This window comes from Erwinia sp. 198 (assembly GCF_003937915.1).
GTDB classification, from domain to species: domain Bacteria; phylum Pseudomonadota; class Gammaproteobacteria; order Enterobacterales; family Enterobacteriaceae; genus Erwinia; species Erwinia aeris.
The window spans coordinates 50,206-69,107 of sequence record NZ_RHUM01000013.1 but is presented as its reverse complement, the minus strand read 5'-3'; the positions used below and the strand labels follow the sequence as shown (position 1 = coordinate 69,107).

The 18,902-nt window shown below is 55.8% G+C and carries 20 protein-coding genes; 6 read left to right on the top strand and 14 right to left on the bottom strand.

Annotated elements, in window-relative coordinates; genetic code table 11:
• Window positions 1–14 precede the first annotated feature (14 nt).
• From diaA to EGK14_RS17345, 3 genes are all read left to right on the top strand, one after another.
• On the top strand, window positions 15–605 hold the full coding sequence (diaA, locus tag EGK14_RS17355; protein WP_125290352.1) for a DnaA initiator-associating protein DiaA: 591 nt from the start codon (window positions 15–17) through the stop codon (window positions 603–605).
• A gap of 9 nt (window positions 606–614) precedes the next feature.
• Window positions 615–1,187: a division/outer membrane stress-associated lipid-binding lipoprotein gene (dolP, locus tag EGK14_RS17350; protein ID WP_125290425.1), complete on the top strand. Its 573-nt coding sequence runs from the start codon at window positions 615–617 to the stop codon at window positions 1,185–1,187.
• Between the two features lie 578 nt (window positions 1,188–1,765).
• The gene (locus tag EGK14_RS17345; RefSeq protein ID WP_125290351.1) at window positions 1,766–3,721 is read left to right on the top strand and encodes a glycoside hydrolase family 3 protein; all 1,956 of its coding nucleotides are present in this window, start codon (window positions 1,766–1,768) and stop codon (window positions 3,719–3,721) included.
• A 125-nt stretch (window positions 3,722–3,846) separates the two neighbouring features.
• Here EGK14_RS17345 and EGK14_RS17340 read toward each other — a convergent pair whose 3' ends face one another.
• From EGK14_RS17340 to pmbA, 12 genes are all read right to left on the bottom strand, one after another.
• The gene (locus tag EGK14_RS17340) at window positions 3,847–5,757 is read right to left on the bottom strand and encodes a transcription antiterminator (RefSeq protein WP_125290350.1); all 1,911 of its coding nucleotides are present in this window, start codon (window positions 5,755–5,757) and stop codon (window positions 3,847–3,849) included.
• Between the two features lie 74 nt (window positions 5,758–5,831).
• Complete coding sequence (locus EGK14_RS17335) at window positions 5,832–6,572, bottom strand: KDGP aldolase family protein (RefSeq protein ID WP_125290349.1); 741 nt, start codon at window positions 6,570–6,572, stop codon at window positions 5,832–5,834.
• A complete protein-coding gene (locus tag EGK14_RS17330; protein ID WP_125290348.1) occupies window positions 6,569–7,690 on the bottom strand; it encodes a DgaE family pyridoxal phosphate-dependent ammonia lyase in 1,122 nt (373 codons plus the stop codon). The genes EGK14_RS17335 and EGK14_RS17330 overlap by 4 nt, the downstream gene beginning before the upstream one ends.
• Window positions 7,674–8,807 (bottom strand): amidohydrolase/deacetylase family metallohydrolase, encoded by a 1,134-nt coding sequence (locus EGK14_RS17325; RefSeq protein WP_125290347.1) that lies wholly within the window; start codon window positions 8,805–8,807, stop codon window positions 7,674–7,676. Before EGK14_RS17325 ends, EGK14_RS17330 begins: the two co-directional genes overlap by 17 nt.
• 58 nt (window positions 8,808–8,865) lie before the next feature.
• Window positions 8,866–9,507 carry a DUF4310 family protein gene (locus tag EGK14_RS17320; protein WP_125290346.1) on the bottom strand — a complete coding sequence of 214 codons (642 nt, stop codon included), beginning with the start codon at window positions 9,505–9,507 and terminating at the stop codon, window positions 8,866–8,868.
• Window positions 9,508–9,517: 10 nt separating this feature from the next.
• Entirely contained in the window at window positions 9,518–10,294 is a 777-nt protein-coding gene (locus tag EGK14_RS17315) for a DUF4311 domain-containing protein (RefSeq protein ID WP_125290345.1), read from the bottom strand.
• A gap of 51 nt (window positions 10,295–10,345) precedes the next feature.
• The gene (locus EGK14_RS17310) at window positions 10,346–10,642 is read right to left on the bottom strand and encodes a DUF4312 family protein (protein WP_125290344.1); all 297 of its coding nucleotides are present in this window, start codon (window positions 10,640–10,642) and stop codon (window positions 10,346–10,348) included.
• 3 nt (window positions 10,643–10,645) lie between these two features.
• Window positions 10,646–11,008 (bottom strand): SFCGS family glycine-rich protein, encoded by a 363-nt coding sequence (locus EGK14_RS17305; protein ID WP_125290343.1) that lies wholly within the window; start codon window positions 11,006–11,008, stop codon window positions 10,646–10,648.
• A 24-nt stretch (window positions 11,009–11,032) separates the two neighbouring features.
• Entirely contained in the window at window positions 11,033–11,374 is a 342-nt protein-coding gene (locus EGK14_RS17300; RefSeq protein ID WP_125290342.1) for a glycine dehydrogenase, read from the bottom strand.
• 409 nt (window positions 11,375–11,783) lie between these two features.
• Window positions 11,784–12,215 carry a hypothetical protein gene (locus tag EGK14_RS17295; RefSeq protein WP_125290341.1) on the bottom strand — a complete coding sequence of 144 codons (432 nt, stop codon included), beginning with the start codon at window positions 12,213–12,215 and terminating at the stop codon, window positions 11,784–11,786.
• On the bottom strand, window positions 12,212–12,580 hold the full coding sequence (locus EGK14_RS17290; protein WP_125290340.1) for a tlde1 domain-containing protein: 369 nt from the start codon (window positions 12,578–12,580) through the stop codon (window positions 12,212–12,214). Before EGK14_RS17290 ends, EGK14_RS17295 begins: the two co-directional genes overlap by 4 nt.
• Before the next feature lie 573 nt (window positions 12,581–13,153).
• A complete protein-coding gene (pmbA, locus tag EGK14_RS17285) occupies window positions 13,154–14,494 on the bottom strand; it encodes a metalloprotease PmbA (protein WP_125290339.1) in 1,341 nt (446 codons plus the stop codon).
• 162 nt (window positions 14,495–14,656) lie between these two features.
• Between pmbA and yjgA the strand changes: the two genes are divergently transcribed.
• Window positions 14,657–15,199, top strand: coding sequence for a ribosome biogenesis factor YjgA (yjgA, locus tag EGK14_RS17280; protein WP_125290338.1), 543 nt, complete (start codon window positions 14,657–14,659; stop codon window positions 15,197–15,199).
• A 45-nt stretch (window positions 15,200–15,244) separates the two neighbouring features.
• Here the strand turns inward: yjgA and mpl are convergent, their stop codons facing one another.
• Window positions 15,245–16,597 (bottom strand): UDP-N-acetylmuramate:L-alanyl-gamma-D-glutamyl-meso-diaminopimelate ligase, encoded by a 1,353-nt coding sequence (gene mpl / locus EGK14_RS17275; protein ID WP_125290337.1) that lies wholly within the window; start codon window positions 16,595–16,597, stop codon window positions 15,245–15,247.
• 169 nt (window positions 16,598–16,766) lie between these two features.
• Here mpl and fbp point away from each other — a divergent pair, with 169 nt between their 5' ends.
• Entirely contained in the window at window positions 16,767–17,765 is a 999-nt protein-coding gene (fbp, locus tag EGK14_RS17270) for a class 1 fructose-bisphosphatase (protein WP_125290336.1), read from the top strand.
• Between the two features lie 185 nt (window positions 17,766–17,950).
• On the top strand, window positions 17,951–18,478 hold the full coding sequence (ppa, locus tag EGK14_RS17265; protein WP_125290335.1) for an inorganic diphosphatase: 528 nt from the start codon (window positions 17,951–17,953) through the stop codon (window positions 18,476–18,478).
• 68 nt (window positions 18,479–18,546) lie between these two features.
• Here ppa and EGK14_RS17260 read toward each other — a convergent pair whose 3' ends face one another.
• Complete coding sequence (locus EGK14_RS17260; RefSeq protein WP_125290334.1) at window positions 18,547–18,900, bottom strand: gamma-glutamylcyclotransferase; 354 nt, start codon at window positions 18,898–18,900, stop codon at window positions 18,547–18,549.
• Between the last annotated feature and the right edge of the window lie 2 nt (window positions 18,901–18,902).

The following is an 18,902-nucleotide window of genomic DNA, read 5'->3' as shown; positions in this document are numbered from 1 at the left end:
GCCAGGTGAAAAACGTGCTGGAAAGAATCAAAGTTTGTTTTACCGAAAGTATTCAGACGCAGATAGCCGCAGCGGAAGCGCTGCCGGATGCTATTTCGCGCGCAGCGATGACGATTGTCCAGTCGCTGCTGAACGGCAATAAAGTGCTGAGCTGTGGCAACGGCACCTCCAGCGCCAACGCCCAGCACTTTGCGGCCAGTATGATCAACCGTTACGAAACCGAGCGCCCCAGCCTGCCTGCGGTAGCGCTGAGCGCGGATAACGTGCTGCTGACGGCAATCGGCAACGATCGCCTGCACGACGAAATCTACGCCAAGCAGGTCCGAGCGCTGGGCCATGCTGGCGACATTCTGCTGGCCATTTCAACGCGCGGCAACAGCCGTGATATTGTGAAGGCCGTGGAGGCAGCGGTGACGCGCGATATGACGATTGTCGCGCTGACCGGCTACGACGGCGGCGAACTCGCCGGTTTGCTGGGTCCACAGGACGTGGAAATTCGTATCCCCTCGCACCGGAGCGCGAGGATTCAGGAAATGCATATGTTAACCGTGAATTGCCTGTGCGATTTGATCGATAACACCTTGTTTCCCCACCAGGACGTTTAAGGAGCTATGATGAAGCTGATTTCCGCAACCGCCATCGTGCTGACCGCGCTGATGCTACAGGGCTGCGTCGCCGCCGTGATCGGCAGCGCGGCGGTCGCCACCAAAACGGCCACCGACCCGCGTACCGTGGGCACCCAGGTTGATGACGGCACGCTGGAGTTACGCGTCAGCAACGCGCTGGCGAAAGACGCCCAGATCAAAAAAGAAGCCCATATCGTGGCAACGGCCTACCAGGGCAAAGTGCTGCTGACCGGCCAGGCGCCGAGCGCCGATGTCGCTAACCGCGCCAAACAGATCGCCGTCGGCGTGGATGGCGCAACCGAGGTTTATAACGAAATCCGCACCAGCGAAAAGGCCAGCTTTGGCACGGCTTCTTCCGACACCTGGATCACCACCAAAGTGCGTTCCAACCTGCTTTCCAGTGACCAGGTCAAATCCTCTAACGTGAAGGTTACCACCGAAAACGGCGAGGTGTTCCTGCTAGGTCTGGTGACGACCGCAGAAGCCAAAGCGGCGGCCGATATCGCCAGCCGGGTCAGCGGCGTGAAGCACGTCACCACCGCGTTCACTATTCTGCAGTAATCCTGGCGACCGGAGCCACCGGCCAGGCCATCACAAACGCGGTAATCCCTGCCTGGCAGGGATTACCGCGATAAATTTAAAATCGTCTGGCGCAAGGCAGAGTTAATCCGAAAGAGTGCCCCGCCTGTTGAGAACTTTACTCTGCTCAACCTGCCGCCGATTAAATGCAGTATCCAGCGTGTTTACAACCCGAACGGCTCTGCTTTTCCTGAAGCTCATCACTTACCTGCCGCTCATTTGCTTTCCGTGCGCGATTACGGTTAATGACAGGCGCTTCTACAGCCCTTACTTAGCCTTATGCCACCTGCAACGGGATGCCGAGCCTGACGAGCTCAGCGCAGAAAAAGCCGATACGGAGGGCGAATTACTGTCTGCCGACTCACATTCCAGACATTGCATTCGCTCAGGCAAACAATGATATGTGTTAATCTCCCCCCTGCTGCTTTTTTATACAGCAGCGGGTTGTTATCGCTAAAGTACTCTCCAGCGAGCAAAACCTGAGGGGCTTATCTGTTCTGACAACAGCATAAGCCACCAGGTTTTTTTTCATTCCTTAAACAGAGCCAGGAAGGTGCAGAATGAAAAACAGGCTTATCGCACAGGCTATCGCCGTCTCTTTACTTTTCCCTTTCGCTGCTTATGCAGTAAACCAGCCTGCCTTAGGTAAAAGGGAGGTAAAAATGATTGCGCATCAGGGCCTCATTTTTAAAGACTTAAACAAAGACGGGACGTTAAACCCTTATGAAGACTGGCGCCTTTCTCCTCGCCAGCGGGCCGCAGACTTGCTCTCCCGCATGACGTTGAAAGAGAAAGCGGGCGTCATGATGCACGGCTCGGCACCGGCACCAGGCAGCGTTATCGGCCAGGGACAGACATACGATATCGCAAGCGTAACCGGGATGATTGTCGAGCAAAAGGTGAATACCTTTATCACCCGCCTGAACACGACGCCTGCAGCGATGGCGGAACAAAATAACCGGCTACAGGCGATAGCGGAATCAACCCGTCTGGGCATCCCAATTACCCTGAGCACCGATCCACGCAGCGTATACAGCTATCCATCCGCAACAGGCTCCGACCACGACGGTTTTTCAAAGTGGCCAGGCCCCCTGGGTATTGCAGCCATCGGGGATGAAAACCTTACTCGCCGCTACGCGGATATCGTTCGTCAGGAATATCGGCTGCTTGGCATCACGCAGGCGCTGTCCCCCATGGCGGACATCGCCACGGAACCACGCTGGTCACGGATTGCAGGCACGTTCGGCGACGATCCCCAGCTCACCCGACGTATGGTACGCGGTTATATTACCGGGATGCAGCATGGCGCCCGGGGACTGAATGCCGCCAGCGTCAGCGCCATAGTTAAACACTGGGTAGGCTATGGCGCGGCTGAAAAAGGCTATGACAGCCATCACAGCTATGGCAAATATGCCGATTTTACCGGGCGCAGGCTGGACGACCATCTTCTGCCGTTTACCGGCGCTTTTGAAGCCCGTGTCGCAGGCGTGATGCCCACCTATTCAATCCTGAAAAATCTGCAGTATCAGGGTCGGAACGTGGAACCGGTTGCGGCGGGCTTCAACCGCTATCTGTTGCAGGATCTGCTACGACAGGCCTACCGGTTTGAGGGGGTAATCGTCAGCGACTGGCTGATCGCCAATGACTGCAAAGAGAAATGCCTGTACGGCTATCCACCCGGTGAAACGCCCGACCCGGGCAGCCTGGGGATGCCGTGGGGAGTGGAGGATATGAGCACGGCCGACCGCTTCGCGCTGGCGGTTAATGCCGGTATCGATCAGTTCGGCGGCGTGGCGGACAGCGCGCTGCTGATCCAGGCGGTAAAAACGGGTCGCGTAAGTCAGAGCCGGCTTGATCAATCCGTAATACGGATCCTTGAGCAAAAATTCGCCCTCGGCCTGTTTGAAAACCCCTATGTCGATCCGACCGAAGCCGCAAAAACGCTGGCGGCTCGTGCCTGGCAGACGGAAGCGGATAGCGCCCAGCGCGCGTCGCTGGTGCTGCTGGAGAAAAAAGCGCCCCTTCTGCCGCTGCGAAAAGGGCTGAAAGTCTGGCTTTACGGTATAAACCCCGAAGCGGCAAGGCAGGCCGGCTTTGCAGTAATGGATAACCCTGAAAGCGCTGATGTCGCGTTAATGCGCATCGTAGCGCCCTATGAGCAGCCGCATAAAAACTATTTTTTCGGTGCTCAATATCATGAAGGGTCCCTGGCGTTTACCGCTGACAATCGTGACCGGCAGGCGGTGCAAAGAGCCAGCAAAATACCGACCATTATCACCGTCTACCTTGACAGACCGGCCATCCTAACGCCGATAAAAGAGAAGGCTTCCATACTGATTGGCAACTTTGGCGTCAGTGACGAGATCCTGTTCCGCGCATTAACGGATGGTCGACCGTTCAGCGGGTCACTGCCTTTTGAAATTCCTTCGTCGGAGGAAAGCGTGCTGAAGCAGCATCCGGCATCACCGCATGACAGCGTCTCGCCGCTTTATCCAACAGGGTTTGGGCTACACTGAGCGGGATAGGTTTGGGGCAGATGGCGTCTGGCGTTCGGCCCCTGTGCTATCCGGGCCAGAAGAGCGGCCAAAGGCGATACCCGACAGGGCGAACCGCGCTTGTCCGCTACCGTTCGCCCTGCCCGCTATAGCCGGCTCAGGCAATCCATCGCCACCGCCTTGAAGCTGACGAAATCCTTGCTGTCGCGCAGCCGCACCATTGCCCGCTCGCGCAGGAACGTCACGAACAGATCGTAAATCGCTATCGCCTCTTCATAATCGCTTTTGCTGATCGCCAGCAGAAAGATCACCGAGGCCGTTTCATCTCCCCATGCGATGCCCTGCGGCGCCAGCACGGTATAGACCACGCTTTTCTTCGCCAGCAGGCCCAGCGAGTGCGGTAGCGCAATGCCTTCGCCAAACATCGTGCTGACAATGGCTTCGCGCTCCACGACTGAATCGTGAAAAGTCTGGTCGACCGCGCCCTCTTTTTCCAGCCGATCGCAGAGCGTACGGAACAGCTCCGCCTGGGTTACGGGCTGGTCGATAACAAGAAAATGGCCGGCGTCAAAGAACTTTTCCAGCATATAAGGCCGGGTGCGATCCACCAGCACCAGTTTGCCAATCTGCTCCAGCTGGTACTCCGTGGGAAAAGGCGACATCACCACCACCGGCTTCTGTTTCTCGGCCAGACGCGTAGTGGAGATAACAAAATCTTCTTCAATACCCGGCTGCTGCTCATACTCGCGCTGCGAAATAATATTGTTGACGACGATCTGCGGATATTTCCGCATCAGCATCGCCTGGATCATACGCACGGTGGAATTGCCGGTATCGCACACCAGCAGCACCTGCGGATGGCGCCGGTAGCCGACGTCATAGTGCCGTTCCAGGCCGACGCCGATATGCAGCACCAGAAATCCTATCTCGTTTTCGCTGATAGTATAAGGCGTGTATTTTCCCCAGCTGGATACGGCGGCCAGCGTCACATCCCACGCCATCGGATAGTGCTGCTTGATGTTCGCCAGCAGCGGGTTGGGAATAGCGATCTGATAACGCACACGGGTGATCATGGTTTTAATATGCGTCAGCAAATCCGCCCGCAGCTGCCCGTCGCTTTGCAGATTAAAGTTGTAGTGAGTATTGATGTAGCCAAGAATGTAATTGACCAGCGATTCGCCGTCGTCCGGGCTGATGGCATCCGGCGCAATCGCCTCAACGCGCCGCGCCGCGATATTAACGCGCAGGTAGGCTTCTTCTGCGGCTGAGAACGCTTTACCGGTGAGCGGCTGTAGTAGCGCGATCAGATGCCGCGCCGCGCCGCGCACGTCGTCATCCACGTCGTCGGCCGTGAAATCGGAAAGCGGATAGCCTTCGCTGATGCGCCTGACGGATACCGCACAGTAGAGGCGCAGGTAAAACTCGCCCTCGTCGGTCATCCTGACGGCAAAACGCCCCAGCGACTGGCTCAGCAGCGGCTGTAGCGTAGCCAGAATGCCGCTGTTCAGCACCTCCAGATGCAGCAGCGGATCGTCGGCATCCTCCTGCGCAATCCGGTAGAGCAGATCGGTCAGGCAGGTGCGCACGGCCATTTCGCTGCCGAACAGCTTCATGCCGTAGCTTGGCCGGGTTTCAATCACCAGCTGATAGCGCGCCAGCCACTCTCTCACTTCAGCCATATCGCTTTGCAGCGTGGCGCGGCTGACGAACCATTCATCGGCCAGATCTTCCAGCTTAAGGGAGAAGGCTGAGGTGAGAAATCGGGTTAACAGATAATGCACTCGCGCCGCCGAGGTGCGTGGAATACGTAAAGACGAAGGCGACTGATGCCGCAGCTGGCTATAGCGCTGCGCATCTTCAATTTTTAACCGATAGCCCTCGCCCCGATTCAGCACAAAGCGGATGCCGTGATCGGCCAGTAGCTCATTCAGCGCGGTAATATCCGTACGTACGGTACGGGTAGACACCGCAAAACGGCGCGCCAGCTCGTCCTGAGGCAGCGTTTCGTTTTGCAGCGTATCGAAAAGTCTTGCAAGGCGTTGGTTAGGGAATCTCACCGGGTTTCCTGTGGTTGTCTTGGTTGCTCTCCGTTGACGAAACGGGCCGGGATCGCCCGGCCTCGATCACGCGCTTACCCCACCAGTTTTTTCGTCATCGCCAGCAGCGCGCGGACGTCGTCCGGACGAGTATTGCCGGAAGCCTTATCAATAATCGAACTGTAAATGTGCGGGATAATTTTGCTGACGCCCGCCTCCAGCGCGATTTGCATAATGGCGGCATAGTTATCCAGGTCGATGCCGCCCGTCGGCTCCAGCCAGAAATCCTGTTCGGCGCAGGCTTTCGCCACCGTACGAAACTCTTCGATCGCTTTCAGCCCGCCCATCGGGAAATATTTAACCGAGCTGCCGCCCATATCTTTCAGCAGCGCAATCGCGGTCGCTATCGGTACGATACCCTCTGGCGCCTGCGAGCTGAGCGGCCCTGTGGAAATTTTGACCATGCCTGGCCTGCCCGTCGGCGAAATCAGGCCGTTAACCACCGTCTGGCGCTGGCCCAACAGCGCGCGGCTGGTCGCCACGCCGGTAAACACCTGGTTTACGTGCTGCGGTTGCAGCCGGGCTGCAATGGCGCTGACCATCGCCGACTGATTCGGATCGCCCGCGCCCAGCCCAACGGAGAGCGCGTTGTCTGTCAGCGCCGCGTAGTCGCGCATATCGGCAACCGCGCTTGCCACGCTGTCATAGTTTTTCGACAACACGCCAACCAGCACGTGGCCTTCAGCCGCCTGCCAGATCTCGCGGGCGTTCTCTTTGGATCCTGCCAGCACGTTCAGACAAACGCGATCGCGATAGAAATTTGGCATAAGCGTCATGCTGTTTTCCCTCCTGATAATAATGCCCTGACGGAAACGTAAATAGTATGCAGCTGATCTGGCGAGACGCTGCGCACGTCGACCTCGACAATGCCTTCATTGGCCTTATAGCCGCGGAAGTAGATCGCCACCTCGCCGGTTTTTAACCTTTGCACGACATCGCCCGCGGTCAGACCTGACTTAAGCTGGTCGAAATGGATTTCCGCCCTGGCAATATCTCGTCCGGCGGCATCCCAAACCACGCGCGCGCTGATCCCGTCCAGTGCGTTCAGGCTGTCGATAAACGGCGTCATCTTCTCCACCATCTGCGCACCGGTCATTTTCGGCTGTTGCAGATAGTTTTCGATCGCCTGCGTCAGGCCAAGGATGCCTTCCTTGCCGACCTTCATCGCCCGGCCGATGCCCTGCGACTGGCGCTTCACCCACTCAACGTATTTTTTGCGTCCCATCACCAGGCCACTCGTAGGGCCTTCGATAGCCTTCGCGCCGCTGTAGATCACCAGATCCGCGCCGTCCTGGTAGTAGCGCTGTAGATCTTCTTCCGCCGCCGCATCGACAATCAGCGGCAGATTATGCTGGCGCGCAACGGCGGCCGCCTGTTCGACGCTGAGGTGGCTTTTCTGTACGCAGTGATGCGATTTGATATAAAGAATGGCCGCCGTTTGCGGCGTTACGGCGGCGGAAAGCTGCGCGGCGGAGCATTCATTGGCGTAGCCTGCTTCTACCAGCCGCCCACCGCCCAGCGTGACCATAGTGCCGACGGGCGCGCCGTAATTGACGTTATGGCCTTTCGGCACCACGATATCGTGAGGAACGATCGGCGGCGCGGCGTGGAGGTTTTCCAGCAGCCAGTCGTCATCTTTGACGATGACCGCCGCCACGGCTTGCGCGATGCCCGCTGACGCGCAGGAAACCACGGCCGCATCCTCGCAGCCGAGCAGGCTGGCGATATAAGCGCCGGTTTTATCAACCAGATCTTTCATTTCAAAATAGTGGTTAAGGCCGTACTTTACCGTGTCCACCACATCGGCGGCAGGTGTAGAGACGCCCAGAATGGTCATGCGGCCCGAGGCGTTAATTACCTGTTTTAAGCCATATTTCTCATAAATCGAAGACATGATGCTTTTTCCCTTCTTCGGTAACAAACCAGCGGCCAGCCACCACGGCGGCCAGCGGCACCAGCTGCTTTTCGCCCGTAGCCGGCTGGCCTTCGGAATCGGTAAACACACAGGACGAATCCTGCACGTCGAAAATAGTCAGATCGGCGTCATAGCCCATCCTCAGCCGTCCCTTCTGCGGTAGCCGCAGGCCGTCAGCCGCGTTAGCGGTTACACAGGTAATAATTTGCGGTAGCGTCATGCCTACGCTGAAGAACTTCGCCATGACGTGCGCCAGCGAGTGCACCGGCCCGTTAAGGCGGTTGCGACAGTAAATATCCGAGCTGATGGTGTGCGGCAGAATGCCCTGCGCGATAGCCACGCGCGCCACGTCAAAGCTGAAACTGGCCGTGCCGTGCCCCACATCCAGCCGCACGCCGCGTTCCAGGGCACGATGAATGGAGGCGCGCAGCTGACCGGCTGGTGTCAGGATGCGGTTGGGCTTGCCGTTATAGCAGTGGGTAATGATATCGCCGCTTTCCAACAGATCGGCTATTTCATCCAGATCGGGCGGATTATTGCCAATATGCACCATCAGCGGCAGCCCGCCGTTTTCCTGCTGGATCGCTTTGGCTCGGATCAGCGGCTGCACACCGTTTTTACCTACCACGCTGCTGCTGATGCGCGCCTTGATGCCAAGAATAAACCCCGGCAAACGCTGTACCGCTTCACGCACGCCATCGCGGTCGATTTGCGTCATATCCGCCAGCTCGTTTTGCGTTACGATGCCGGTGCGCGCGATATTCAGCAAGGCGTAAACCTGCGTGCGGGCGCTGCGGGTTAAACGACAGAACTCGTCAACATCGTTCGCGCCGGTGCTGCCCGCATCCACGACGGTCGTCACGCCGGTAGCAACGCCGATGCAGTCCGCTTCGTCGTGATAAATCGGCGAATTGGGATAGCAGTGCACGTGCGAATCGATCCATCCGGCGCTCAGGTAAAAACGCCCGGCCAAATCATACTCGCGCGTGGCCTGGCCGCTGATCTCGCCCAGCGCGGCAATTTTTCCGTTGTGTACGGCGATATCCGTCAGCCCGCCGTTCGCCAGGCGCGCCCGGCGCACAATAAAATCAAACATGGCAAACTCCTCCGTCTGCAAAAGCGGTCGCCAGTGCCGCTGAGCCCTGGCGATCGGGCTAGAGCGCCACCGGGAAAAATGCGCCCAGCAGCATTGCGCCCAGAATGGCGCCGCCGGTAATAGGCTTGTTCCAGAGATAAAACAGCAGCGCGCCGATGAGCGAACCCAGGCCGATGGGAATGGAGGCGGCCATAGCCGAGAGAATAATTAGCGGCCCGAGGAAACGCCCGGACGCGTTGCCCGCGCCCATCATGACGTCGGCGCCATAGGTTGAATCGCTGTTATTGATGGTGAACCTGCGCGCCAGAATAATGAGGTAGCCGATCGCCAGGCCCAGGATCAGGCCGGTCAGCAGCGAGGCGGCAAAGTTGGCCACGGGGAAGATAAATCCGGCGCCCAACAGCAGCGCCGGCACGCCAAGGCCGACGCCCGTCTGGATGGCGCCGCCGATATCCAGAATGCCCACCAGCGACCCTTCGATAATACGGGCGAACAGAAAGCTCGCGCCAAAGGCCGCCACCGCGCCATAGACGCCGGTTTCCATACCCGCGCGCAGCATAGAGACAAAGGCGACCTCGTTAAACGCGCCCAGCCCATAGACGTAATACATATGCGTTCCGGCGAACACGCCGGCGGAAAGCAGCCCGACAAAGATCGGGAAAGACCAGTCGGCATACCAGAAACCGCTTTTTGCTTCCATTTTCCTCTCCTTATTTTCCGCTCAGCGCGTTATGGAACATCGACAGCCAGTCCGGCACGCCCAGCCGGAAAGATTCCAGCATTTTCATATCGAAGCCGCGGAAGAAGCCGCTCAGGACAAACAGCAGCACGATGGCGAACATCATCACCTTGGTGACGCGATGCCAGCCGCTCTCCTCAACGCCCTTGCCGATCAAAATGCCCAGCACCAGTCCCGGCACCGCATTGCCCATAATCAGCTGCGCCAGGCCGCCGAAGATGGTGGCCCAGAAACCCGATTTTTTACCGGCATCGATTGCCGCCAGCCAGAAGATCACTGGCATCACGGTATTGACCAGCAGGTTAGCCGCAGGCACCAGCACCTTAACGGCGGTGATCTGGAGCGCCGCCGGCACGGCCGAAGCGGTAGAATTCAGAAAGGCGACCACCACCATGCCGATCAGGCCGCAGGCGATGGCCATTTTTTTCGGATCGTGCAGCGTTTCTGCCAGGTTGCGGTTTCGGATCATCAGCGCCGCCGCGCCCCAGTTCGGGATAATGCGGTGGTCGACGTCCTGGGTAAACGAGCCTGCGGCAACGGAAGAAGCCCAGGCGTTAAAGAAGAAGCCCAGACCAAACGAGAAGTGAGAGGCGGGATCGCCTTCACAGGAGTTGAGTTCACCCAGCGTGCGAAAGGCGCCCATGCCCTGAGTCGCCGGCGCATGAAACATACGCGCGGCGCCAGCGCCAACGCCTGTTCCGACCAGGCCGCCGATAATAAGAGATTTAAAAAGGATAATTAAAAACATCACACTTTCCTTGCAGGCTTGCGCCAACGTTTTTAAGTTATGTTTGCCCGGCTAGCGCGTGAGGAAATCGATTTTGTCGACATCGATAGCGTTTACGCTGACGGTAATTTCCAGTTCGATGCTGTAACTCCGCCGCTCCCTCGCCAGAAAGAAAAACAAAAAGCGTTCTTTCCTGACGCTTTCCCGCGCCAGCACCACCCTGACCTCCTGCGGCTCAATGCGCAGCAGCACCTTACCGGTCGTCTTTAGCAGCGTGCTCTGCACACGGCTCAGCGCATCGGCGAACGCTTTCTCTTTGCTGTTGCCTTTGCCGCTGACCTTTACCGCTGTGGTAAATTGCTCCTTCATCGGTCAGGCACCGTGCTTCTTGTTCCAGGCCTGCACCAGGCGTTCGCCCAGCTCTTCTTTGTCCATAAAGCCAAAGCCGAGCACGTTCGCGCCCTCATTGATGGCGGTTACGCCCTCTTCTACAGAGCGCATGCCATATTTCGCTTTGTAGCCGTGTTTGGTTTGCGCGGTAATAGCGCCTGCGCCGCCGCTGCCGCAAAAAGAGATACCGAAAGTGGCATTTTCCGCTTTCATGACGTCGCCCAGCCTCATGTCCGCCGCCACGCCCGGCACCACCACGGCCTTCCCGCCCGCTTTCTCGACGCCTGCCGCGACTTTCTGGCCTTTCCCTAAACGATCGCCAATAACAACAATGACTTGTGACATAAGCATTTTCTCCGGCTGGTAAATTTACGGTTGGTTTTCTTTTGCGACTTCAACGTGAACGGAAAGCAGCCAGGCTTCTTCCTGGGGCAAGTTGCCAAAGAGATCCACCACCTGCTGGGCCAGCAACATGGATCCCGGCGAGATCTCGTCAAACAGTTCAGCCTCGACTTCCGGCAGCGGTTCGCCCGTTAGCGAGCGCGAAGCCATTGCCCGCACGTGCGAAGCCAGCATTTTTTGCTGAACGGCATCAGGATAAATATTTTTGGCAGCAAACAGCTCGCTGATTTGCATCATCACTTTGTCGGCAAGCGCCTGAACCGCCTGTTGCTCGTCGGCTTCTTTTACCGCCACTGCTCCGTCTTTCACGCAACGCCCCTTATTTTCCGGTTTGGTTCGGCTGTAAACCGAATTTATTCGCGAGAGAAATAAAGTAGCGCCGGAGGTAGCGATTTTGTAGACCGCATTTTTCCGTTTCAAAGTGGAAATAAGCGCGAAGCCAGGGAAATCCTTCACAAAATGGTTATTTCACTTAACAGAAGAGCAAAAGTGGAAGGTAAATCACAGTACGACAGAAAAAATGCCTGCCTGATCGGCCGATAACGGCGATCGCAGCGGCTATCCTGATGGAAACCATAGGAATTGCTTATGGTAGTGGAGAACGAAATCATTATTTAAATAAAAAAAAGAAAGATTAGCTTTATTTAAGAAATAAAACAGACAGAAAGTAAATTTTCAGATAGTGAGAGGCCCCTGCGCGCTGACACAGGGGCAAAAATCAGAATTCACGCTTGACAATCAAATAACCGTTAAATTCTATATTACACTCATAATCGTTCGCAATGGTAGAGGCAAGAAAAATATCCTCTTTTCCCTCCTTATCTTTAACAGTAAACTTAATTATGAGGTTAACAGGATTATCCTGTGAATATATTTCTTTGTTATCGCTTATCGATAAAAGGGTATCGGTTTTATAGGTTTTTTCGGCATAGTATTGTGATAACAAATCAGAGACAGGTTCGTTGAATAGCAATTCCGTGGTTACCCCATCGGGTGGTATGCTCTTAATGTCAATATGCATTTCCTCATGCATTTTATCCATCATTCTTATGGCAGTACCTGATATGGGCGACTTACAATTATTATCAAGCACCGGCGCGGCAAGCGTACAGGTGCTGCAAATAATTAAGGGGGGAAGAAAATATCTCATTCAACAATAATCTCCTTATCCTTTGAATCCCAAATTGCTTTACGGAACCTTGGATCCAGTATGATGCAGCCATTTGAGGCTTCGCCTGGATGCGTTTGACTTTCTCCATGAATTAGAAAACCACTCCGATTACACATATTGTTGCCTTTATCTGGCTCAAGGCGAAGCGTGAATCGACCCGCTTTTTTATGTGTGAATGGAACGCCTGTGATCCGGTATTTACCTCTGGGCAACGGGCCTCTATCGCGCAGACATTCATACTCAGGATTATCTTTATAGCCCGGAGCACCAGCATAAAGCGCGCTGAACTTGTATTCCCCGTTACGCTTAAAGGTCTTCATCATTACATTATACGTCCATGCCATTGCTACTCTCCTTGTTTACCTCACATGTTATAAAGCCTCTTAGCAAGATTACTTAACAGATATCGCTTAAGCGTTTCTATAGGGGCAGCAAAAAATTTAGGCCTCTTATAACCTCAATCAAAAAAGAATTGATTTTGCATAAACCTGGCGTATTATCGATTCAAGGTGGGATTTCTACGCATGTCACTTACGCATCATGAACCCTGGCAACCGACGGGGTTGTGAAGTCTATATGAGGAAGGTTATCTAATTTTTTCTATTTTACCGGCGATTTCATCGCCTCTATATTTATATAGCGGCGCTAGTGTAGGTTTTTATGGTTGGTATTCTTTGCCTGGCGGGATTTCTAAATTGATAGTTACGATAGCTATCACTTTTTGTGCATTTATTTACGGTTTCAGCATCAAAATTCATTAAAGCCCTCCAAAGCAAATATTAATCCATGCAGAAATCTCACTGTGGCGGAGATCTTTTCATTTTAAGGTTTTACAGGGCAGAACTCATCACCATCAGTAGCAGGCTGGGAAGTAAAGGGAGGCGCAGTCTGCGCCTCCCTTACATAAGCCACCAGAATTATTGTCCGGCGATTTTCATTTCCGGGATCAGCACGGAGCCGCACTGAATATTGCTGCGGGTTTCGATATCGCTGCCCACCGTGACCATATTGCGCCACATGTCCTTCAGGTTGCCTGCGATAGTGATTTCGCTTACCGGATACTGAATTTCGCCGTTTTCGACCCAGAAACCGGCCGCGCCGCGCGAGTAGTCGCCGGTGATGCCGCTAACGCCCTGGCCCATCAGTTCCGTTACTACCAGACCGGTGCCCATTTTTTTCAGCAGCTGGTCGAAGCTGTCGCCCTGACCGTTGATGCGCCAGTTATGGATGCCGCCCGCATGGCCGGTGCTTTTCAGGCCCAGCTTGCGCGCCGAGTAGCTGGTCAGCAGCCAGGTTTGCAGCACGCCGTCTTTGATGATGTCGCGCTGTTCGGTACGCACGCCTTCGCTGTCGAACGGCGTAGAGGCCAGGCCTTTACGCAGGTGTGGCTGCTCCTGGATGGTCAGCCATTCCGGCAGGATCTGTTTGCCCATCGCATCCAGCAGGAAAGTGGATTTGCGGTAGACGCTGCCGCCGCTGATCGCGCCGACCAGATGGCCAAACAGGCCGGTCGCCACTTCCGCCGCAAAAATAACCGGCGCTTTCATGGTGGCGAGCTTGCGCGGCGAGAGGCGCGACAGCGTGCGGCGGGCGCACTCTTCGCCGACCCACTCCGGCGACTTCAGGTCTTCGATAGCGCGGCCGATGGTGTAGGCGTAATCGCGCTCCATATCGCCGTTAGCTTCGGCAATAACGCTGGCTGAAATCGAATGGCGGCTGGAAGAGTAGCCCTGGATCATGCCGTGGCTGTTGCCGAAGACCTTCATGCCGATATGGCTGTTGAAGCTGCCGCCTTCGGTATTGGTAATACGCTTGTCGGCTTTGAGCGCAGCCTGCTCGGCCCGCGCCGCCATCTCGATCGCTCTGTCAGGATCAAGATCGGTGGGATGGAAAAGATCCAGATCCGGCGCATCAAAAGCCAGCAGATCGCGATCCGCCACGCCCGCATAAGGATCGGCGGAGGTATAGCGGGCGATATCAACAGCCGCCTGCACGGTACGCGCGATCGCGTCCGGGCTGAGATCGGTCGAAGACGCGCTGCCTTTGCGATTCTGATGATAAACGGTAATGCCTAAAGCGCCGTCGCTGTTAAATTCAACGTTTTCTACTTCGCCGTAGCGGGTGCTGACGCCGATCCCCGTGGTTCTGGTGACGGCGACTTCCGCCCCATCGGTGCTGGCTTTGGCCAGCTCGAGTGCTGTTGCGACCGCCTCTTCGAGGGTTTTACGCTGTTCTGCAACTTGGGAGAGTAATTTCATCGACCTACCATATAATTAACAGAGGGCTTTTCTGGGTATACGCCACCAGATTTCCGGACTCTTCAGGGTTTCAGGTTTACCTGAGTCTAACAGACTCAGCGAACAATTTCGCAGTAGCCTGAGTTTCCTGATAGCATTAGCCTCTTTTTTAGGGAGCCTCCCATGACCAAACAGCCTGACGACTGGCTCGATGATGTACCAGATAACGAAGAAGAAGATGATGAAATTATCTGGGTCAGTAAAAGTGAAATTAAACGTGATGCCGAAGAGCTGAAGCGCCTGGGCGCCGAGCTGGTAGAACTGAGCGGCAACTCGCTGGATAAAATTCCGCTGGATGAAGATCTGCGTGCCGCCATCGAGCTGGCGCAGAAGATCAAGAAAGAGGGACGCCGCCGTCAGCTGCAGCTGATTGGCAAAATGCTGCGCTCGCGCGAAGAAGATCCTATCCGGCAGGCGCTGGACAAGCTGAAGAACCGTCACAACCAGCAGGTTGCGCTGTTCCATAAGCTGGAGATGCTGCGCGATCGTCTGGTTGCCGAAGGCGATGACGCGATGGCGGACGTTTTACAGCTTTATCCGAACGCCGATCGTCAGCAGCTGCGCTCGATGATCCGCAACGCCCAGAAAGAAAAAGCGGCCAATAAGCCGCCGAAAGCTTCCCGCCAGATCTTCCAGTATCTGCGCGAGCTGGCCGAAGCCTCCTGAAAACGCTGCGGGTTTGCTTGCCCGCAGCGCCGACTGGCTGGCCCGTTACGCCAGCCGATCCAGCAGCTTCTGATGAATGCCGCCAAATCCCCCGTTGCTCATCACCAGGATGTAGTCGCCCGGCTGCGCCGTTTTAGCAATCATCTCTACCAGCGTATCCACGTCCGCGCTCCAGTGAGCGGGCTGTACGCACGCCTCTGCCACTTCGGCGACCTGCCACGGGATATGGTGCGGCTGCAGCAAAAATACCTCATCGGCCCGGCCCAGCGCAGGCGCTAAATCATCTTTACTGATGCCCATTTTCATGGTGTTGGAGCGTGGCTCCAGCACCGCCAGGATACGCGCTCTGCCGCCTACTTTGCTGCGCAGCGCGGTCATGGTCGCCAGAATGGCGGTAGGATGATGTGCGAAATCATCATAAACCTTAATGCCATTGGCTTCGCCGCGCAGTTCCAGGCGACGGCGGGCGTTGATAAAGTCGTCCAGCGCCTTGCCGGCATCCTCCGGCTTCACGCCTACGTGGCGTGCGGCAGCGATAGCCATCAGGCCGTTATGCATGTTGTGCTCGCCCACCAGCGACCAGTTCACTTCCGCCACGCGCTCGCCGTCCAGCCAGACTTCCCAGTGCGAGGCGTCCGGCGTCAGCTTTTTCGCCTGCCAGCGGCCGTTTTCGCCGGTGCTTTCCTGCTCGCTCCAGCAGCCCATCGCTATCACCTGCTTCAGGTTGCTGTCCTGCTCCGGCACGATAATCCGTCCCTGACCCGGCACGATGCGCACCAGATGATGGAACTGCCGCTGGATCGCTTTTAAATCATCGAAAATATCCGCGTGGTCGAACTCAAGGTTATTCAGGATCAGCGTGCGCGGGCAGTAATGCACGAACTTTGAGCGCTTATCGAAGAACGCGCAGTCATATTCATCAGCCTCAATCACGAAGAATGGGCTTTTTCCTAAAGTTGCGGAAACGTCGAAGTTACCCGGCACGCCGCCGATGACAAAGCCCGGCTCCAGCCCGCACGCCTGCAGGATCCACGCGGTCATGCCCGCCGTAGTGGTTTTTCCATGTGTGCCGGCAACCGCAATGACCCAGCGGTCGCGCAGGACGAAATCGTGCAGCCATTGCGGGCCGGAGAGGTAAGGAATATTCCGTTCCAGCACCGCTTCCACACAGGCGTTGCCGCGCGTCATGGCGTTGCCGATGATCACTAAGTCGGGCGCGGGATCGAGCTGGGAAGCATCATATCCCTGAATTAAATCAATGCCTTGCTTTTCTAAAAGCGTGCTCATCGGCGGATAAACGTTGGCATCGGAACCGGTCACCTCATGACCCAGCGATCGGGCCAGCATTGCCAGACCGCCCATGAATGTGCCGCAGATACCGAGGATGTGAATACGCATAAAAGGTCCGTTTACTGAAAGGGTCGGTGCACAGTGTAGCGTCCTCATCGTGCGGAAGAAACGGAATTTGCCCTATGTTCTTTAGCCCTCATTCGGCTAAACTGCCTCGACATACGTTGGCAGTTTGTATCACAGGCTGCTGTTCAACCGCAGATTCAGGGATTGTGTTATGAAAACGTTAGGCGAATTTATCGTCGAGAAGCAACACGACTTTCCTCACGCCACAGGTGAACTGACGGCGCTGATTTCAGCTATCAAGCTGGGCGCAAAAATCATTCACCGTGACATCAACAAAGCGGGGCTGGTCGATATTCTGGGCGCCAGCGGCGTGGAAAACGTGCAGGGCGAACAGCAGATGAAGCTCGATCTGTTTGCCAACGAAAAACTGAAGGCCGCGCTGAAAGCGCGCGGTATCGTAGCCGGTATCGCTTCTGAAGAAGAAGATGAAATCGTTATTTTCGAAGGCGTTGAAAATGGTAAATACGTGGTGTTGATGGATCCGCTGGACGGCTCTTCCAACATCGACGTTAACGTTTCCGTCGGCACAATTTTCTCTATCTACCGTCGCATCACGCCGCCAGGCACACCGGTAACGGAAGAAGATTTCCTGCAGCCGGGCAGCCAGCAGGTTGCCGCGGGCTATGTCGTCTACGGTTCCTCGACCATGCTGGTTTACACCACCGGCTGTGGCGTACACGCTTTCACCTACGATCCTTCGCTGGGCGTTTTCTGCCTCAGCGCGGAAAAAATGGCTTTCCCGGAAAAGGGCTACACCTACTCCATTAACGAAGGCAACTATATCCGGTTCCCGCAGGGCGTGAAGAAATACCTGAAGTTCTGCCAGGAAGAAGATCGGCTGACTCATCGCCCTTATACCTCACGCTATATCGGCTCGCTGGTGGCGGATTTTCACCGCAACCTGCTGAAAGGCGGCATCTATCTCTATCCAAGCACCGCCAGCCACCCACAGGGCAAGCTGCGCCTGCTGTATGAATGCAACCCGATGGCGTTTCTGGCCGAACAGGCCGGCGGCAAGGCCAGCGACGGCAAAAACCGCATTCTGGATCTGGTACCGGAAACGCTGCATCAGCGCTCGCCGTTCTTTGTCGGCAACACCGATATGGTTGACGACACCGAGCGTTTCCTGCGCGAATATCCGGACGCTTAAGGCAGACGGCTATGCAGACAGGGCGATCTTCGGATCGCCCTGTTTTTTTGCGTGCGCTTTGCCAGCGCGTTAAATAACCGGCCAGCGTACTGGAGCATTCTGAAAGCCCAAAAAGGGGGCATACTTTCATATCCAGTTGGCTATAATGAGCGTCACTTGATTTAAGACGATTAAAGGAATTCACCATGAGTTTAAACCAGGTTCCAGCGGGTAAAGATCTGCCAGAAGATATCTACGTTGTTATTGAAATCCCGGCCAATGCCGATCCGATCAAATATGAAGTAGATAAAGACTCCGGCACGCTGTTTGTTGACCGTTTCATGTCTACCGCGATGTTCTACCCGTGCAACTATGGTTACATCAACCACACGCTGTCTCTGGATGGTGACCCGGTAGACGTGCTGGTGCCGACGCCATACCCACTGCAACCAGGCTCAGTGATCCGCTGCCGTCCGGTTGGCGTGCTGAAAATGACCGACGAGTCTGGCGAAGACGCCAAGCTGGTTGCGGTTCCGCACACCAAGCTGACCAAAGAGTACGATCACATCAAAGATGTGAACGACCTGCCGGAACTGCTGCGTGCGCAGATCACCCACTTCTTCGAGCAGTATAAAGCGCTGGAGAAAGGCAAATGGGTGAAGGTAGAAGGCTGGGATAACGCTGAAGCGGCTAAAGCTGAAATCATCTCCTCTTTCGAGCGCGCGAAAAAGTAAACCGCCGCACGGACAGCAGATAAAAAAACACCGCTCAGTGAGCGGTGTTTTTATTTATTTCACGCGAGTCAGGCAGGATCCTGGTTATCCCGCAGCAGCCAGTCTCCGCTGGCTATCCGCTGCTTGCCCTCTACCGAACGCTGATAAACGTACAGCCATGCGCTGCCGTAAGGCGTCGGCATCAGCTCGCGCTTATACTCTCCGCCTTTGGTTCTGAGCGCGTCCAGCTCGCCCAGCGTGGAGGCGTCCACCCGGTAGACCTCGCAGTAAACCTGCCCGCTACCCGCGACGACGCCGGGGTAAAGGCCCAGATTATATAACTCGTAGCCGTCGATCTGATGATCGCCCAGCCACTGCCCGTTGGTCATCCAGTGACTGTTGCCTTGCTTGCGTCTCAGGCTGCCGTAGACAATTATTCGCATTG

Coding starts and splice junctions, on each gene's coding strand:
- EGK14_RS17260 (WP_125290334.1), bottom strand. CDS start 18,900: ATGCGAATAATTGTCTACGGCAGCCTGAGACGCAAGCAAGGCAACAGT.
- EGK14_RS17295 (WP_125290341.1), bottom strand. CDS start 12,215: ATGAGATATTTTCTTCCCCCCTTAATTATTTGCAGCACCTGTACGCTT.
- EGK14_RS17320 (WP_125290346.1), bottom strand. CDS start 9,507: ATGGAAGCAAAAAGCGGTTTCTGGTATGCCGACTGGTCTTTCCCGATC.
- EGK14_RS17325 (WP_125290347.1), bottom strand. CDS start 8,807: ATGTTTGATTTTATTGTGCGCCGGGCGCGCCTGGCGAACGGCGGGCTG.
- ppa (WP_125290335.1), top strand. CDS start 17,951: ATGAGTTTAAACCAGGTTCCAGCGGGTAAAGATCTGCCAGAAGATATC.
- EGK14_RS17330 (WP_125290348.1), bottom strand. CDS start 7,690: ATGTCTTCGATTTATGAGAAATATGGCTTAAAACAGGTAATTAACGCC.
- EGK14_RS17345 (WP_125290351.1), top strand. CDS start 1,766: ATGAAAAACAGGCTTATCGCACAGGCTATCGCCGTCTCTTTACTTTTC.
- yjgA (WP_125290338.1), top strand. CDS start 14,657: ATGACCAAACAGCCTGACGACTGGCTCGATGATGTACCAGATAACGAA.
- EGK14_RS17310 (WP_125290344.1), bottom strand. CDS start 10,642: ATGAAGGAGCAATTTACCACAGCGGTAAAGGTCAGCGGCAAAGGCAAC.
- dolP (WP_125290425.1), top strand. CDS start 615: ATGAAGCTGATTTCCGCAACCGCCATCGTGCTGACCGCGCTGATGCTA.
- fbp (WP_125290336.1), top strand. CDS start 16,767: ATGAAAACGTTAGGCGAATTTATCGTCGAGAAGCAACACGACTTTCCT.
- mpl (WP_125290337.1), bottom strand. CDS start 16,597: ATGCGTATTCACATCCTCGGTATCTGCGGCACATTCATGGGCGGTCTG.
- EGK14_RS17315 (WP_125290345.1), bottom strand. CDS start 10,294: ATGTTTTTAATTATCCTTTTTAAATCTCTTATTATCGGCGGCCTGGTC.
- EGK14_RS17335 (WP_125290349.1), bottom strand. CDS start 6,572: ATGACGCTTATGCCAAATTTCTATCGCGATCGCGTTTGTCTGAACGTG.
- pmbA (WP_125290339.1), bottom strand. CDS start 14,494: ATGAAATTACTCTCCCAAGTTGCAGAACAGCGTAAAACCCTCGAAGAG.
- EGK14_RS17290 (WP_125290340.1), bottom strand. CDS start 12,580: ATGGCATGGACGTATAATGTAATGATGAAGACCTTTAAGCGTAACGGG.
- EGK14_RS17305 (WP_125290343.1), bottom strand. CDS start 11,008: ATGTCACAAGTCATTGTTGTTATTGGCGATCGTTTAGGGAAAGGCCAG.